The 18,427-nt window shown below is 43.2% G+C and carries 13 protein-coding genes; 2 read left to right on the top strand and 11 right to left on the bottom strand.

The window, feature by feature from the left end:
- Positions 1–12 precede the first annotated feature (12 nt).
- Positions 13–573 carry a hypothetical protein gene (locus GQF63_RS18515; protein ID WP_160370742.1) on the bottom strand — a complete coding sequence of 187 codons (561 nt, stop codon included), beginning with the start codon at positions 571–573 and terminating at the stop codon, positions 13–15.
- 1,117 nt (positions 574–1,690) lie between these two features.
- Here GQF63_RS18515 and GQF63_RS18510 point away from each other — a divergent pair.
- Positions 1,691–2,941, top strand: coding sequence for a YaiO family outer membrane beta-barrel protein (locus tag GQF63_RS18510; protein ID WP_160370741.1), 1,251 nt, complete (start codon positions 1,691–1,693; stop codon positions 2,939–2,941).
- Between the two features lie 2 nt (positions 2,942–2,943).
- On the opposite strand, the gene GQF63_RS18505 is transcribed toward GQF63_RS18510, so the two are convergent.
- From GQF63_RS18505 to GQF63_RS18465, 9 genes are all read right to left on the bottom strand, one after another.
- On the bottom strand, positions 2,944–6,351 hold the full coding sequence (locus GQF63_RS18505) for a sulfatase-like hydrolase/transferase (protein ID WP_160370740.1): 3,408 nt from the start codon (positions 6,349–6,351) through the stop codon (positions 2,944–2,946).
- A complete protein-coding gene (locus GQF63_RS18500; protein ID WP_160370739.1) occupies positions 6,348–7,418 on the bottom strand; it encodes a hypothetical protein in 1,071 nt (356 codons plus the stop codon). Before GQF63_RS18500 ends, GQF63_RS18505 begins: the two co-directional genes overlap by 4 nt.
- Before the next feature lie 3 nt (positions 7,419–7,421).
- Positions 7,422–7,784, bottom strand: a complete 363-nt coding sequence (locus GQF63_RS18495; protein WP_160370777.1) for a response regulator transcription factor — start codon at positions 7,782–7,784, stop codon at positions 7,422–7,424.
- Between the two features lie 5 nt (positions 7,785–7,789).
- The gene (locus GQF63_RS18490; protein WP_160370738.1) at positions 7,790–11,704 is read right to left on the bottom strand and encodes a response regulator; all 3,915 of its coding nucleotides are present in this window, start codon (positions 11,702–11,704) and stop codon (positions 7,790–7,792) included.
- A 242-nt stretch (positions 11,705–11,946) separates the two neighbouring features.
- On the bottom strand, positions 11,947–12,408 hold the full coding sequence (locus GQF63_RS18485) for a hemerythrin domain-containing protein (protein ID WP_160370737.1): 462 nt from the start codon (positions 12,406–12,408) through the stop codon (positions 11,947–11,949).
- 36 nt (positions 12,409–12,444) lie between these two features.
- On the bottom strand, positions 12,445–12,849 hold the full coding sequence (locus GQF63_RS18480) for a cytochrome C (protein WP_160370736.1): 405 nt from the start codon (positions 12,847–12,849) through the stop codon (positions 12,445–12,447).
- Positions 12,842–13,111 (bottom strand): hypothetical protein, encoded by a 270-nt coding sequence (locus GQF63_RS18475; RefSeq protein WP_160370735.1) that lies wholly within the window; start codon positions 13,109–13,111, stop codon positions 12,842–12,844. Before GQF63_RS18475 ends, GQF63_RS18480 begins: the two co-directional genes overlap by 8 nt.
- 7 nt (positions 13,112–13,118) lie before the next feature.
- Entirely contained in the window at positions 13,119–14,132 is a 1,014-nt protein-coding gene (locus tag GQF63_RS18470; RefSeq protein WP_160370734.1) for a cytochrome c, read from the bottom strand.
- A 23-nt stretch (positions 14,133–14,155) separates the two neighbouring features.
- Positions 14,156–16,288, bottom strand: a complete 2,133-nt coding sequence (locus tag GQF63_RS18465; RefSeq protein ID WP_160370733.1) for a cbb3-type cytochrome c oxidase subunit I — start codon at positions 16,286–16,288, stop codon at positions 14,156–14,158.
- Positions 16,289–16,610: 322 nt separating this feature from the next.
- Here GQF63_RS18465 and GQF63_RS18460 point away from each other — a divergent pair, with 322 nt between their 5' ends.
- Positions 16,611–18,125 carry an NAD(P)H-dependent oxidoreductase gene (locus tag GQF63_RS18460; RefSeq protein WP_160370732.1) on the top strand — a complete coding sequence of 505 codons (1,515 nt, stop codon included), beginning with the start codon at positions 16,611–16,613 and terminating at the stop codon, positions 18,123–18,125.
- 69 nt (positions 18,126–18,194) lie between these two features.
- Here GQF63_RS18460 and GQF63_RS18455 read toward each other — a convergent pair.
- Positions 18,195–18,427, bottom strand: a 233-nt coding sequence (locus tag GQF63_RS18455; RefSeq protein WP_160370731.1) for a transposase, incomplete at its 5' end; no start/stop codon positions are given.

Raw genomic sequence — 18,427 nt, 5'->3', positions numbered from 1 at the left:
AATTAAACAACCTTACTGTACATACACCCCACCCACGCGTGCCGTCTTCGCGTTTAGTAAATCTAAGGGCAGTCTTTCCTTATTTTTAAATAAAACCGGTGTAAACTCTTTTCCCACATTATCTAACCCCATCGTATACACATCGCAATTTTTAACATAGAAGCCTTCCACAGTATAGCTACCACGATCAACATCCAGGAGCACTTTCCCATTCTTCCATATGCGGAGGGTTCTATCGTATACAGCGTGGTCAAGGGCCGCCAGCACATAGCAGTCTGCACCCTCCATAAAGCCCATTGATTTATACACATCATTCCATACAAAGCCTTTAAGGGGTAGATTGTATAATTCGGTGCCATTCTTATAAATTCGATAATCATTGACGTTTTCCTTCAGCCCAAAATAAGAGGATACGAAATAATAAAGATCCTGTCCATGTGCTTGCACCAACGCGCCATTTGTTTTAGGGCCAAATTGCTTTTCAATCTTTCCATTTTTCCAGAAGGTGGCATGGAAGTATAGGCCGATAGTGGTCGCGCCGGCAGCATAAAAATCGGCACCTAACTCGGTCATACTGTAAGGGGTATACCGCGTGCCATTGAACGCTAATGGATAAATGGTTTGATTTCGCCAAATGGTGTAGCTATTGGAGGTTTCGTAATTATTCCCCTACTCATACACATCTCCATTCGAGTTCACGTAGATATCCTCCCCTATAGCATCTCCTGTTTTTTCTATATTCAGGTGCTTCCATTTTTCCAGACAATAGCTGCACGACCGTTGTTTTGGGTTTCAGTGGATCCTCGCCATACATAACCTGTAACATAGGTCTGACCTTGATATCCAGTAATGCCATACGCGTTCCCGCAAAGCCCACCTACATCAAGAAGACTGGACCCCTGCACCGCTAAATGCATAGGTTTCCTCCGGTTCGTTATTATCCTTTTTCCAAGAAAACAGCAAAAGAAAAAAAAGAAAGAGGATAAAAAGCTTCCAAGGGTCTATCGACTTAAATTTCATATGTTTCGAATGATTAAAAAATGACCCCTAACACCTGACAATCTGGAAGATGTAAAATTTGTTGTTTATTGATATTATTTAAATTGACCAGTTAGTCTTGTACCACATTGGGGAATGAAATTATTTTCCCATAATATGTAGTTCCGTGGATAAATAGCCGTATTGCTTTAAACGCAGCAGACAAATGTGAAGAATCCCTATAACTGAATTTAATGGCTACTTCCATTCAATATTGTATGAGATCGCGAATAGTGAATTGGAAAAGACTATTCTTAAATCTGCTGACCTAACCTAATTATGTGTTCGTCACCATCCAGATAACATAGCTAAAGTTAATTCATAAAATCCCTGGATGATATTACTCAATAGTATCCCCATCTACTAAAAATACGCTCTTGTTAATCATTTGATGCGTACCAAAGTTCAAAACGAGTTAACCATTGCCAATGAAGTATCTCTTTCCAGTCTCCAAAGGCCATTTGGAAGAATTATGTCTGAATACCGGATTTGAGGCGACCTTAAGCTTTTTTCAAAGCAGCGTTTATATGTGCTGGATGATGCATAAAAAATAAGCTTCCAGCCAAGTACTCAAGAAGTTAAAATGTTTCCTAATAATTTTAAAATCAAGTAAAACCACTTACCTTTGGGAATCTAACGATACCATCTACGTATGCATTTACACACTAAACTATTGGGAATCCTCCTGGTAATTCTATTGAGCCATGGGCTATTGCGTGCTCAGGAAACTGTATTGAGTTCTGATGAGCTGTTTCAAAAGGCTCGTCAAGAAGCTTTTGACCATAAAAACTATCCGAAAGCGATCGCATTATCCAAACAGGCTCTGCAAAAAAGCCCGAATTATACCGATATCAGCATCTTCTTGGGGCGATTATACACCTGGTCAGATAAAGTTGATTCGGCACGCATGGTTTTTCAAGACCTTGCCCTAAGAAACCCAACCGATGCGGATTATTACCTCGCTTACGGATCTTTGGAATATTGGGAAGATCAGAATGATCCTGCTCTTGCTATTGTTGACAAGGGTTTGTTGCAGGCACCAAAATCTGAAGACCTTTTATTGTTAAGAGCTAAGATCTTAAAAGCAACTAAAAAATACAGCGAGGCCAATCAAAGTTTAGAAAACCTATTGAAGGTAAACCCGCAACATACCGAAGGCCGCGAGCAGTTGCTCAGCATTAAGGATTTAATTGCAGGGAATGAGGTCGGCATCAACTACAATTTTATGCATTTCGACAAGCAGTTTGAAGATCCCTGGCATATCCTTAGCCTAAGCTATAAGAGAGGCACTCCTATCGGATCGGTGATCTTCAAAACTAACCTAGCCAATAAGTTCGCCAGCAATGGCGTACAATTCGAATTGGAAGCTTATCCGCGCCTTTCCAAAACCTTCTATATGTACTTGGGAACGGGATATTCCAATAGCGATGGCTTATTTCCAAAATTCCGTACCGGAGCATCCTTATATGCCAATTTGCCCTTAAGCTTTGAGGCCGAAGCCGGATTCCGACAATTAAAGTTTACCGAAAACATTTGGATGTATACCGCATCAATCGGTAAGTACTATAAAAGCCTTTGGTTTAATCTGCGCACCTACCTCACGCCGGGTGATGATAATATCTCCCAATCCTATACCCTCACCACACGCTATTATACAGGTGGTGCCAATGATTACCTGGGACTGGTTGTCGGGACAGGTATTAGCCCGGAGGAAAACCGCGAGAATCTACTCTCAGACAGTCCATATAAGCTAAAAACCTTTAAGACAGGATTAGATTACAACTTCTCGATCAAAACCAAGAATATGTTTTCTATTACAGCGACCTACTATAATTTAGAATTCAAGCCTAAAACCAGAGACAATCAAATCGATGTATCTATAGGCTATAGAAGACGTTTTTAAGGCTATTTAGCTTCGTTAAAATACTGATGATAGAGCGAATCAGGGACTAAGCGTTTCTCTTCGATAAACTGCTTATTCGCTTTTTGATACCGTTCAAAGTTGCGTAAGGCGGTTGCAGCGGCAGTTCCATCCACTGGATCTTCCTGCAGCGGCCCCATTAACTTGTAGCCCTTTCCAGCGTTGATATGGATATCCATAAAAACAAAGTCAATCAGCTGATTCTTGCTTTGCATCATCGGGATTCCAAAACCCGGTCTCCCTACCCCAACGGATAAACCTTCCCCAACCCAAGTAGCTTGCGCTGGCAGCTGAAGATTATAATTGTGTTTATAATAAGACAGAACAGAAGGCGCTACGTCGAAATGACTCACCGTTTTACTAAAGCGTTTCTTTTCTTTTAATAGCGGCGAATAAATTAGCAAAGGCACGTGGAACCTGTCGATTTTTGACTCCAAGGGTATTTCAGGCATACTATGGTCTCCCGTAATAATAAAGATGGTATGCTTAAAATCTGCCCGTTTTTTATAGTTTTCAAAGAATCCTTTTAAGGCTTCATCCAAGTTGATCACCGACGTCAATTGCTTTTTATTCTCCAGGGCTGCTGCCTGCGCTGCAGCAGGAAGCTTTAATTCCTGCAAGCGTTTAGTAAACTTCCTTTCATATAAAGCGGCATCATTAATCAAGAACGGATTATGGGTCGATAGCGTCAGCCCGATATGGAAATAAGGTTGTGCTGCCACTGGTTCCTTCGTCATTTTGGCAAATACCGCTTGGTCCTCATAGCCCCAGGAGCCTCCAGAGCCAGCCGGTAGTTTTCGGTAGCTATCGTCATAATCGCCTTGATCCACCAATTGATCGATCCCCTGTGCTTGCAGGTATTTTGCCATAAAATCGAAACTCGCATCCCCACCGTAAAAGAAGCCTGTTTTAAAGCCATTTTTCCCTAAGATATTAATCAAGTTAAAGTGCTTTGGATAGGTTTCCTGTTCCAAAAAGCCCTTCGCCCCAAAAGGAAGGGAGCCTAACATCGTCGGTAGCACCGAAAACGTACGCCCCGAGGAACTCAGGTTATTTTCCCAAACCAAGGAACTATCCTTCAGGCTTTCTAGAAAAGGTGTAAAATTGCCGATATATCCAGAGTTCGCACTATAAGCATTCCCCAAGCCCTCAATAATCAAGAACACTAGGTTTGGCGCCTGCTCGGCTTTCTGCAGGTAGGGTCCTAAGAAATCAGCTGTTTGCTCATCTTTCAAAAAAGGATAATCCGGATTCGCAAAAACAAGACTTTTATCGGCACCTGAAGAAAATATAGACAAGTCATTTTGCTCAATCAGGTCTTCCACATTAGAGCGCAGGAAGAAATGTAATTTACTACGTTCCGCAGTTTCCAGAAAATCATCCTGCTTGGCAGAACGCAATTCTCCAGATAAGGATAAGAAGCCTAAGGAAACAATCCCCAGAATAAATACCGTTAATCCTACATACACCCCTGTTTTAAGCTTCTGACTGCTATGTGCAATCGGATAATAAAACAAGAGGATAGCCACGAATAACAAGGCAATATTACCGATGGACAACATCCCACTGGCGGCTAGAATGGTCTTTAACTCCTCCCGGGAATAATAGAACAGATCAGCTCCAAGCAGGTTCTTTGATTCCGAAAAATACAGTGCTAATACAGCCTGCCCCACTAAAAACAAAGCCAATAGGGCTGCTATTAAATTACGCGATAAGGAACGCCCCAGAATACTTAACAGTGCAAATAAAAAGGTTATAATCAACAATAAAACCGAAGCAAATAACAGGTTATTGCTCAAGATTACCAATAAGGCTTCCGAGGACTTGAGCTTGGCGAACTGTTTCCCATACCAAAACCATTCGAGTATAGAAATAATTGACACAAAGCTCATAAAGGTAATGGCCATTTTACCCATATGGGCCAACAGGAAAGAAGCAAATAGCTTACATTGCTCTGCAAAAGGCAGGTCTTTTTCCTGCGAGAAACCTTGCCGGGTCATTTCCCCCCATCCATTTTTCTTTAAGAAAAAGTCGATCATGCCCCTTACGCCGGCCCAAACTACCAAAGGATGGAAATAGAAAGGCTCCAACATGGCGGTAACCATAAGCTTGGTCAGGTCTTTACGCTTGGAATACACCTGCCGACTCACCAGATCCACTAATATGCCATACACGGAATAGAGTAAGGAGGAAAGCAGCACCAAGGCATATAGCGCAATAAAAAAAGTCCAGTTAATAATGCCTAAAAAAACAAATATCCAGAAGGTGATATAGCCACAAAGCTCCACAAATGGCCCCAGGAACTCAAAGAAGAACCAATAGGGCAAGCTGACCATACCCAGCTTCCCATACTTGGGGTTAAACATCAGTTTACGATGTGTCCACAGGGTTTCCATGGTTCCACGCATCCAGCGGTTTCGCTGCTTTTTGAGGACTTCCTTATCCTCAGGCACCTCCGTCCAACACAATGGATCCGGAATATTAATCACCCGATGTGGCAAATCCTGCTCTATCATATAGCGACGCATGCGCACCACCAGTTCCATATCCTCGCCTACGGTATTATGGTCATAGCCTCCACAGGCGAGCACAATTTCCTTATCAAAAGCACCGAAAGCTCCAGAAATCAAAATCAAACCACTGGCGCGCGACCAGGCCATCCGTCCCAGCACAAAAGCCCGAATATACTCTAACGCTTGACTACGTCCCAACCAAGACTTCGGAAGGTTTACTGCCGTTACTTTACCATTTTCAATTTTACAATTATTGGCTAAGCGAATCACCCCACCACAGGCCACCAAACGCTTATCCGTCTGTTCCATAAAGGGCTTGGCCAGCTTTAGGATGGCATCCTGCTCAATAATACAGTCCACATCAATACAAACGATGTATTCATTTTTAGAAATATTCACCCCTACATTCAGCGCGTCGGCTTTCCCACCGTTTTTCTTGTCCACAACAATGAGCTTGCGGAAGGCCGGATTACTACTTTTATAAACATTAATAACCTCTTTGGTCATAAGATTGCCTGCAATAAAGTAGGAAACCTTCTCCAGGTCATAGGCTTCGATTAGGCGTTCCATAGAATCGTCTTTCGAGCCATCATTAACGATAATAATCTCCAGCTTATGGTAGTAAATGGACAGCAAGGAACGCACATTCTCTACAATGGTTTTCCCTTCGTTATAGGCCGGAGCAATTAAACTAAAACCCGGAGCATTCGGGTTTTTCGCAATCATGGAATAGTCCGTAAAAACATTCCCCTGCTTATAGCGGGTTACCGCACCGTAGGAAAATATAGCAATCCAGGAGTACACCGAAAATATCCCTGCAGAATATAACAGAAAGAGCCAAATAACAATTTCAGAAAGTAATTGAACGAACTCACTCATAGTTTTCTTTGCAAGGCATGGTTTAAAATTAATAGGTAGGCTTCGTCCTGTTGGGCTTGCTGGCTGGCGGTTTCCAGATAGTCTTGCTCACCAATAGCCATTAATGATTCTGCCGCAAATACACGACCTTGATCTTGCGGATATTCCTGTAATTGTACTTTTACGAAGTCCGCATACGCCATTTCCCGCGCATAGCCAATTCCTTTTAAGATTTCATATTGAACCTCCTGCGGCAGTTGCGGAAACTGTTGGATTAAATAGGCCATGGTTTGATCGCTTTCTATGCTCAACAGTGTTTTCACTACTTCCAATTGTATCTTCACATCCTGATGGCACAGCAAGGCCTGCACCTGATCGTGAAATTGGATCAACTGAAACTTGCGGATTATCTTTAAACAAAAACTTATCACATACCTATTCGTGGATTGCAGCCAATTTTCAAGCTGAGCCACACCCTCGGTCGGTATCTTGGTCAAGGAGTTCAACATCCGCAACTGTTGCCATTCCGAAATCGGGTGTTCCAGCCCATCCAAAAAGGTCGACAACCCTGTAAAGCCTTCCAAACGCACCATGGCATACTCCGCTTCCTGAAAAACCAAGGGATGTTTATCCGTCAGTTTACTTTTTATTTGTGGCATGGCTTCCCGAACTTCCATCACCGTTAAGGCTTGGATGGCTCGAGCTTCTAAATGTGGTTTATTACTACGCAATAATCGATAAGCTTCTCCTTCTAAGTCATACAACTGAAAAATACCAAAGAGTGCGCGAACAGCCGTACCGGCAAATTTACGCTCCGACTCCATCAATAAACCCAAAAAGTAACGACGAAAGGCACCCAAACGCATCCAGCGCTGTATACCCGGATCTTTTTTAATAGGCACTCCAGGGCCATTTACAATCACTTCCATAATCTGATCATCAATCAAGCCCTTCCAGGTTTGCTGATTCGAGAAGATCTTAAACTCCCGAAAACTATAAATCAGCACAGCAATAATCAGGAGAAACACGAGGATTAACACCAGCATGATTCCCAATACGACTTCCTGTAGGGTAATCAGTTCATTCATGGACTACTTTTGCAAGGCGATTAGGCGATTTACGCGAATTATTAACTCGTTCGGGCTGAAAGGCTTCACCATAAAATCCGAAGCCCCCAAGTCAAAGGCCTCCAGCACAATTTCCTCCTGACCCATACCCGATAACATGATAATGGGGATAGCCCGACCCAGACGCTTTAAGGCCGAAAGAATCTCAATCCCCGATGCAAAAGGCATCATAATATCACTAATAATAAGGTCTATGCCTCCTTCCTTAATCAAATCAATTGCCTCCAGGCCGTTTCGTGTCAAAACAACCTCAAATCCTTCTTTCTTTAATTTATGCGCAATAGTTTTGAGGATTAATTCATCATCTTCTGCTAATAACACAACCATTTTACTCAATTTTTATGCTTTTCAATAACTTTAATTCCTATACTAATTTCTTCCATAATGGCCTTTACTTCTTCCAGCGGGAAGGCAAATTCCGGAAACTGTTCTTCCAATTCCAGCACCATTTTATGAAGACGCATTAAGCCGGCGGTACTTGATGTTCCCTTCAGCTTATGCAATAACTTTTTCAACATCGGCATCTCCTTATTTTGGATGTAAAGACGCATACAATCCAAGGCGATTTCCAACTCTGTAATCACCAATCCGATAAATTCTTGCTTAAAGTCTTCATCATCATCGGTTGATTCGGCAAGGCGCGCCAGGTCTAGGCGTTCAATTTCTTCCAAAGGCGATTGCTTCAGCGCCGTTTCCACGGGTGCCGTAGCCAGGCGTTTTAATATGGCGGCCTTAAAGTCTTCGCTGCGAATAGGCTTGGTCAAGAAGTCCGTCATCCCGGCCTCGATACAGCGTTCCTTTTCGCCAATCACATTGCCGGCGGTAATCCCGATAATCGGAATGGCTTCATACCCTGCAAGCTGCCGGATTAAGCGGGTGGCTTCCACCCCATCCATAATCGGCATCTGAATATCCATCAAAATCAGGTCGAATTGGCTTCCGGCACATTCATTCACCGCTTCCTGGCCGTTCTCCACACTGATGCAATGGCTATTCGGGAAGATATTCTGAACCAAACGCAGGTTTAGCGCCATATTTACGGTATTATCATCGGCCAAAAGCACATGCAATACCCGGTGGAACAAGCGTTCTTCCGCTTCCGCCGTTAATACGGTTGGCGCTACGGCTGCTGTTTGCTCCTTTTGTTCTTGTTGTCTCAAGATGCGATACAGCTCATCCGAAATAATAGGCTTCGTGAGGCAATAACAGTTAGGTTCCTGCTTAAACGATCCCACCAAGCGTTGGTCATCGTTCGAGCTGTGCAGCACCATAATAGGCAAGTCCTCTTGCTGCTGTTGGTAATATTCTTTTATTTTCTCAATGGTTTCTATCCCATTCAATATGGGCATGCGGTAATCCATTAATATCGCATCAAACCGTTGCCCGCTGGCAATTAATTGCAAGGCCTCAAAACCATTGGCAATGGAAACCGTTTCTACCCCTTTGTAGTCGAGCATGTGCTCTAAGATCACGCGGTTGTTATGGTTATCATCCACAATCAATACCCGGTTCACATCAAGCTTCACCTCTTCCGAGTCCGTCAACTCATAGGGCACCGTTATATCGAAATAGAAAGTCGATCCCTTGCCCGGGCTGCTTTCTAAATTCAATTGGCTACCCATATAGCGCAGGATATTGTTAGAAATGGTAAGGCCTAATCCGGTTCCGCCGTATTTCTTGCTCACCGAGCTATCTTCCTGCGTAAAGGCATCAAAAATACGCTGCTGTTTCTCCTCCGGAATACCGATACCCGTATCGCGAACGGCAAAACGCAGCTCAATTTCATCCGTCAACAAGGCTCTTTTCTCAACGCGCAATTCAATTTCACCCACTTCGGTAAATTTAACTGCATTCCCCAATAGGTTAATCAATACCTGCTTTACGCGCGATTCATCGATATAAATTACAGAAGGTAAACCCTGCTCGATATTTAATAAGATTTCGATTCCTTTTTGCTGCGCTTGGTATATGATGACATTGATCACCTGATTCACCAACTCGTATAAATTGTACTTGTCAATGTAGAATTCTAGCTTGCCGGATTCTATTTTCGAAAAGTCCAGGATATCATTGATAATGGCCAATAAGCTATTCCCAGATTCATTAATATATTTTAAGTACTGCTTTTGGATATCGTTTAAGGGTGTTTTCAATAAGAGATCGGAAAAGCCAATTACCCCATTAAGCGGGGTTCTGATTTCATGACTCATATTGGCCAGGAATTCAGACTTCGCCTTGCTGGCCAAATCCGCCAAATGCTTCGCTTTCTTGAGCTCATCGTTTTTCTCGACCATCTCGGAGATGTTTTGTGAGAAAATAATAATCCCACCGATCGAACCGTCGGCCAAACGCCAAGGGCGTACTTCCCAATTGTAATGCTGCGGAATTCCTATCCCGCCTGGCTGGACAATTTCATTGGTGTTTTTATAGGCAATACCTTCCAATGCCAATTGATATATTTTCTTACGCCCTTCCGGAATCAATGGGAAGATTTCATAAAGATGACGCTGGGTATGGCGTTCTTTATTCTGGTGAAACTCTTCAACCCATTGGTTGCTGACCGACACGTAATTTAAATCCTGATCAAACATGGCAACCGAAGCCGGTACATAATCAACAAACGACTGCAACATCGCTTCCTTGCGTTCCAACTCCACATAGAGTTTCTTGCTTTGGTCTATATCTTGAATTATACCAAATATCCGCCTGCAAACAGCATCTTCCATTTCCGGGATCCCTTTCACCCGAACCCAGATTTCTTCGCCATCTTGCTTTTTCAATAGCAATTCCACATCGTAGGCAATGCCTTGCTCCATTGCGTCTGAATAGCATTTTTGTAATACAGGCACACTTCCTTGTTCATAGAATGAGAAGATGTTGCCTAAGTTAGGTTGGAAGTCCAGTGCGACCCCATAGATATATTTTGTAGAGTCTGACCAGTAGACTTCATTTTTCTTCAGGTCTATTTCCCAGCCCCCTACTTGAGCCACCTGATTGGTCTCTTCTAATATTCGCTTTGTATGTTGCAGGTCCTTTTCCAATAAAATCCGATCGGTCATATTTAAGGCCGAAGACACCACATAAGGGTTGCCATCCTGGTCTTTTTCCAGGATATTATTGTATAACCAATAAATCCACTCGCCATCTTTACGTTTCAAGATCATCATGCCGCTATCTTCACCATACTGTGCAATTCGATCTAAATACGCATCGATAAAAGAGGAGCGTTCCTCTGGAATCAGATCCCGAAGGTTCAGCCCATTTACTTCCTCCGCCTTATACTGTAAAATATCGCGCCCTTTTTCATTAACTTCAATAATATTGCCCTGCATATCGTGCATACTCATCAGGCCAATACTGTTTTCAAAAAAATTACGGAAGCGACGCTCGGAGCCTTCCAGTTTTATTTTTTCTTCGTTTTCTTTGGTATTGTTTCTACCGAAGGCAAAAATTTCTTTATTATGCGGGTCATAGCGTAAATGCCAGTTCACGGTAAAAGGATCAAGCCCTGCTAAGCTGGTTTGGGTTGATATAGCAACCGCCGTATTCAACGAAGTGGTGCTATTCACTTTCTCCAATGTAGCCGGATCGTTAATTTGCATTAAGGAGCGAAAATCTAAACCCTGGCATTGTTTCGCCGGATATTGGATCAGATTAGCGAAAGCTGGATTCACCTCTTTGATGTTCAAATCGGCATCCAACACACAAATAAGATTTTGGGTAACAGAAAGTATTTGTTTGAAATAACTAGCTTGTAGCACTCTCTTTTTCGCCAATATAACAGTAACAATGGTTTTTGCTAGCTTTTGAAGTGCCGCTAACTGCGCATCTTCCAAGCGCTTCGGCTTGTAATCGATAACACATAAGGTGCCTAAGCCATAGCCCTGTTCATCTAATAAGGGCACCCCCGCATAAAAGCGAATATTTCCCGCACGAACCAAGGGGTTATCAGACGAACGCTCATCGGCAAACGTATCGCTAATCATTAAAGGTTTATCGCTAAGCAGGGTATATTGGCAAATGGTATTCTTGCGCTCAACGGTTTCCAGGTCTATCCCGAAACAACTTTGCACCCGTTGGGTTTCCTCCTCCATAATAGCAATTATAGACGAAGGACAATCAGTGAGCTGGCAAGCCATCTCGGCAAAGATATCTAGCTCAGGGAGCTTACCTAGGCCATTCAAACCTAAAGTAAATAGCATATCCAAGCGTTCCGTTTCGTTATTCGGAAGTACCATAGGGCTCATAGTGTGTTTTTCAGGTAGTGTTTATTTTACTGGGGTTGAAGATAATCAATAATTTTTATCTCACATATTTTAATAAACATAATTTAAACCAATAAAACATATTGCAATGCCTAATATGAAAGTAAACAAACAATTAGATGAATTGGTTTTGAGAACCAGGCATTACTGGGGGACAGTGAAGCCTTTATCTTTGAAAAACAACACAGAAGCTTCTTTTAGCGAAGATTAAGGGTGCCTAGTTTTTATTTCCAGAAGGGATCTTCCCATTCGAGTTCCTTCATGGGGCAATCGTGCACTTTAGCAATCAGTTCAAGTTGTTCTGGGCTCGCAATTTTCTGAATTTCCGGAAATATAACCCGTTCTTCCAGGCGAATATGGGTAACCATATTTTTCTCTATGCGGTGCAGGGTAAAATGGGTAAATGGATGTAACATAATCAGCCATTTTAACAGGCGATGGTCAGCAATCGCATCCAACACATCCGGATTGGAGGCATCCAATAAAGGAAAAACAAATTTCTCCTCCAGCTCAAAATGCTCCGCCAGCTGATGCTGCCACACTTGCTTTAGGTAATTCCCGATGCGATCGGGATCAATGCTTAAATTCAACCCCCGTCTGATCTTCCAGCAAAGAAGCAAGCTAAAATGGTGATCTCGACTGAGGGGTTGTAAAGCAATATGTCTTTTTAACGGTTTCTCTTCCATAATATTGGATTTTAATCAACAGTACTCCTCCTTTTCTCAACCCAGGAATAAGTACATAAAGGTGTAATACATGCCCCAGCCCACAAAACCAATAATCAAGATCCAAATCCACCAAGGAATACTCTGTGGGGTTTCACTTCCTTCAATTAAAAAGGTTTTAGAATCTCCTTTGCCGTAGGCATGAATCATTATTGGCACCAAATCATCCACAATGGCATTTTCTTTAATGCCCGTTACCTCAATAGCGGGGCCATTTCTGACCTCAAAAGGAATAACACGGAGGCCTTCTTTCCCGGTGGGATCTTTACTGACAATACGTAATTGGTGAGGGCCATCCACCAGTTTTCGGGTATCTAACTCAAAAGTGACAGGCGCATACATTTCCGCCAAGGGAACCGCCTCCTCATCTATGAAAATATAGATCTTACTTTTCTCATTCATGCAGTTCGTTATTTAATACGGTCCTTTTGATGTGATCGTCTTGTTTCTCTCCGGGTTTAATTAACCATTTAACCGAAAAATACAAGGCGATAAGTGCCAGGATAATCATTGCAATCACTGGCAGGTAATCCAGAATCCCGTTGGGTCCTCCGGCATGTGTCCAGCCTTTCAGAATTTTCGGCTGATTACGATCACATACCGGACAGGCCCATACAGGTGCATCAAGAACTACATAACACACGATTAACCATCGTTTTTTCATGATTTTTTTATTTTGCTTGTCCTTTGACAAAGTCAACAATGTCTTTAATATCGGCGGCTTTCACCATCTTGCCCTGGTTTCCCCAATGGCTACGTTCATAGTTAATGATGGCCGCCACTTCTTTCTCTGTAAATCCGGCGTTCGCACCTACGGCCGTCATTACGCCATACTCGGGGCGGCTATCATAACCATTCATAATGATATCAATATATAGGTTCAAATCATCATCCATTACTACTTTGCTACCGCGCAGCGGTGGGAATGCGCCAGGCAACCCATTGCCATCGGCTTGGTGGCAAGCCTGGCAATGAGCTACATATAGCGCCTCTCCATCCAATTCTTCCTCCTCTGCGGCAGCTCCGCCTTCAGCGTTCGCAGCTGCTAATTTTTTCTTGTATAAAAAGTCCGGTGCGGGGGTTTCTTCCGCCAAGGGCGTTTGTTTTAACGATTGCAGGTAGGCAATAAGCTGCATGGCTTCTTCCGTTGCTACCACTTGCTTTCCGGCAGGTGCTGCAAAGGCCTCCGGCAATTTTATCGTCACATCGCCCTCCTCGGCTTTATCTTTCAGTGTAAATAAAAAGGGATAGGCAGGCATCACCGATTCTTTGACCACAATGCGTGGATTATACAGGTGCACCAGGTTCCAGTCTTGACTGGGCTGCCGGGTTCCGATATCGCTTAAGTCTGGCCCTGTTCGTTCTGTGCCCATCAAGGTGGCGGTATTGCGCCAGAAGTCCATCCGGTGGATATCGGCATAATCGGCGGCTAAACTTGGCCGTTGCCCAAACACTTTATCCATTTCTACATTGCGCACCTGCTGGGTATGGCATGACACACAACCATGGGCCACATACAAGGCTTTCCCTTTTAGGGCTTCCGCAGAAAGGGGCTTTGCTTGAGGCAGGGGCGCATTGATCAGTTGATTATGAAAGGCCGGTAGGATGGCCACGAATATGGTCAACAACACAAAAAATAAGGTTGCCGTTAAAAATAGTTTCTTATGATTATCAAAAAAATGCATGATCTGTATATTAGCGCTCCTTGTTAGGATTTAACTTGTTCTATTTGCTCTATAATTTCTTCCCCTAAGTCCAGTTCTTTAGTTGCAGAAAGCATCTTATACAGGTTGTAGGCAAAGAAGAAATGCGAAATCCACATTAAACTGCCCCCAATTGCCCGCCATAACCAGTAAGGCGCCATAAAGGCTACCCCATCGATAAAGGGCTTTCCTTCCATCCACATCAGCCCTTTCAGGGTGCTTCCATACATCAATGGAATGGTATACATCATCATGCCCAACAAGGCCAACCAGAAATGCGCACCAATAGTAATTTGAGGGGCCTCGCGTCCACTTAAGCGAGGAACAATAGCGTAAATACAAGCCCACAAAAAGAAACTGATAATGCCATACATGGTTAGATGCGAATGTGCCACCGTAAAGTCTGTGAAGTGCCAGATCAGATTTGTTTCCCGGAAGGCCTCTGCTGTGCCCTGCATAGAACCGGTGAAATAAAAGATGGTACCCACTAAGAAGAAAGGTAAAATATAACTGTCGGCCAATTTATACCAGGCTCCTTTAAAGGTCATTAAGAAATTCGTGGTGCCCGCAATAACCGGAATAGCCATCCCCGCACTGCCTACAATAGCAACGGTTTGCAGCCACCATGGAATAGCACTGAACACAAAGTGGTGGCTCCCGATAAGGGTATAGAATAAAATCTGGGTCCAAAAGGCTAAAATACCAAGGCTATAGGAGTAAATAGGTTTATTCAATTGCTGTGGCAAGAAATAGTAAACCAAGCCTAGGGTAAACAGCATAAACCACATGCCCACCCCTTGGTGCATATAATAACCTTGAATAATAGTCTCCCCAAGGCCATGCTGCCAAAAAGGAACATAGGCAACAATGGAAATAACGATAGTAAAGATAATTGCCGAAACGATGTACCAATTAGAGATATAGATTTCACGGGTGGTTCGTCGGCCAATGGTTTTATAGAAATTAATCAGGGTAAGCAGCAGGCCAATGCCAAAGAGCAACATAATGGGCCAAATGTATTCCCGATATTCGCCACCCCCATTATTAATGCCGGCCATCAAAGCTATAGTGCCCAGCAGTACTGTAAGGTTTATTAAAAGTAGTGCATACCATCCCCAGCGGATACTAAATAAAGGAACATTACTGACACGCGGAACCACATAATAGCCCAGCCCAATCATTGCCAAGGACGCCCATCCCCAAAAGATGGCATTGGTATGCACAGGTCTTAATCGGCCAAAGCTCAGCCAAGAGAGGTGCTCCAAATCCGGAGCTACGAATTTTATCCCAACATACTCGCCAATGGTTGTGCCGAAGAGCAACCAAAAGCAGGCCGTCATTAGGTACCACAGCACCAACTTACCAAGTGCTGGTTCTACATAAGGACGGGGCACTGCTTTCTTTTTGCGGGAAACAATAGGAATTTCCACGCCTTCCTGCAGCGCCAGCAGGCCTTTCGGATCGTTGGCAAGATGGTTGCCCGATAAGCTATCTGGGGCTAGCCGATACGTTAGGGCTTCTTGCCGCGCCAAAAGGGTCGCTTCCAAAGCAGGATCTTCATTGGCCACGATTTCTTGGGCAATTTGCTTGGCCTCCTCTTTTTGCGCGCCCATATGTAAGCGACGAATGCCCTTATTGATTTTTACAAAAAGGAGAATGACGGCTAACAAGGTGGGGATTAACAAGAGCACCAAGGTGATGATAAAGCCTGCTTTGCCCCAGGAAACACTGGGACTTGCCGCTTGCAACAAGCTATTGGCGGCCATTAAAGGCTGCGGCAACAACAGACTTGATAAGCCTAAAAGGCCCATGAAAAGTACTTTTAGGGTGTGTTGGTTTCTTTTAAATCGAAGGATTTTAGCAATCTGCTGCCCATTCAATCGTTTCACTTGATCGCTAAACGATTGGTTGTGTTTCTTTTGCTTGTCACGCAGTAAAAAGCCGGAAAGTTCACGGATACGCTCTACCAATAAAACGACTAGCAACAAGAGGGTAAGGAAAATAAAGAATAGCGTCCAAAGCATAAAATCCTGCAGATCCATATGGTAATGGAACACCGCGGATTTTGAAGGTAATTCGCTAGTCATAGGCCCGGCAATAGAAAACAGATACCAGGAGATATTCGCAAAAGCTATCATATTAAATTTAATTATTACTATATATTGAACCTTTATAGGCAAGGAGGTCGCTCAATGGAAAGCTCGGACTTCGTAAAGAATGGTAGCTTATTGACTCAGGATAAATATATTTTATTCATATAAATTCAATGGGTTACCATCTATATTAAAACAAATAATTGCTAAAACTGATGTAAAGTTAGACAAGATTCTATAAAAGACAAAATTATCTTTTATTAATTTATTGGAAATTTTGAAATGCTTGATTTTTAGGTAAAAAAATTCAGCATCTCTAGAAAATTTGAAGTTTAAACTTTTTTAGTTACTTAGCTGTTATAGGGGTATGAACGTCCTTGTCCTCTTAGGCCATCCAAGAACTGATAGTTATTGTGCCGCTTTAGCCGCGGCATATGTCCGTGGCGCCCAAGCCAGTGGTGCACAAGTAGAGCTGCTGGAAATTGCCAATCTGGATTTTGAAGTACATGTAAAAGTACCATCACCGCAAAAACAAGAAGCAGAACCCGACATTATTCGTGCAAGAACACTCATCACGTGGGCCGACCATCTTGCTTTTGTCTTTCCAATTTGGTGGGGCAGTATGCCGGCCTTACTCAAAGGGTTCCTAGATCGCGTATTGGTTCCAGGCTTTGCCTTTCGCGAACTGCAATTTGATAGCTATGCTAAATTATTAAGCCCCCGTTCTGCACAGCTCATTTGTAGCATGGACACCCCTCCACTGATCGACCGCATCATCAACCGTTCCTCGGCAATTAATGCCTTATCTGTAGCCACCCTGAGATTTTGTGGTATATCGCCGGTAAGGGTCATGCGAATCAGCCCTATCAAACATGCCAGTGAGGAACAGCTCAAACAGCGATTAGATCAGGCGTATGCCATCGGAAAACAATTAGAATCCGGAGTAAAAACGCCTTTTGAAAAAGCTTGGTCCAAACTAAGCCCCTGGCTGAAAGCAATAAGGCTACAATTTTATCCAATGACTTTCTTTGCTTATGCTTCAGGCGCCTTCGCCGCCGCTAATAGTATCGGAGCATTCCATACTTATACATTTATACTGGCCTACCTCCTCTTATTTGTGCTAGAAGCGATGGTGGTATTCAGCAATGATTATTGCGATTTCGAAACCGACCGCCGAAATAGAACCTATAGCATGTTTACAGGTGGATCGCGCGTATTGCATGATGGCTCTATCAGCAAACCACAGCTGAAAAAAGGTATTCAATACAGCGGTCTTATTTTTATTGCTCTCGCCCTGCTATTGCTGGCCATAGCACCCCTTCCTCAGTGGCAAACTGCGCTTCTGATCGTTTTTCTATTTTGCTGCACAATGGCTTACACGGCAGCCCCATTGAAATTATCGTATCATGGTCTTGGCGAGCTAACCGTAGGCTTTACCCATAGCTTTATGAGCATTCTGTTTGGCTATTATCTACAAAACGGATCCTTCCAAAATCCGTACCCTTGGCTGTTGGGAATCCCCCTTTTCTTTTCTATTCTTCCTGCCATCCTGATGGCAGGAGTACCCGATGCTGAAGCCGACAAATCGGTTGCCAAAAACACCCTAACCGTACTCCTAGGAAAAACAAAAGTCACTTTCCTAGCCGTTGGTTCCATATTACTGTGTCTGTTAAGCACCCTCCTCTTAAAGGAAAACGGATTACTTGCAGATGCCTACGGTAATTTAATCTACCTGTCCTTTCTGCATGCCGCTTGGCTAATTTATCTGCTTCTGCAGTTTGCGCATAAAAAACAAAAACCTGCCCGCATTGATAGTCTGCTAGCTTTAGCCTTAGCCTTTATTTTATGGTATGCATTAATTCCATATTTCAACTTAAGATAATCCGGATTGTCTGACCATCATCAAGTGTATAAGTTTCGGATCATACCAAAAGTTTGGGGGTAATAATTTTTAAGTATACAATTTCATCACCCGATATAAGAAAAAGGTAGTATCTCTAACTCCTCGAAATACACTTCTAAAAGCCTTAAGTTTTGCATTGAAAGACTCTGCAGAGGCATTGGTACTCCTGTTGTCGAAGTAATGCAGGATTTCAGGATGATGTGCTGCAATAGACTTTGCGACACTCTCGAAGGACAGTATTCCAGCATGTTCCACCTGGTTATGCCATAAGCTCAATTTGG

The organism is Sphingobacterium humi (assembly GCF_009768885.1).
Taxonomy (GTDB): domain Bacteria; phylum Bacteroidota; class Bacteroidia; order Sphingobacteriales; family Sphingobacteriaceae; genus Sphingobacterium; species Sphingobacterium humi.
This window is presented reverse-complemented; position numbering and strand designations above follow the sequence as displayed.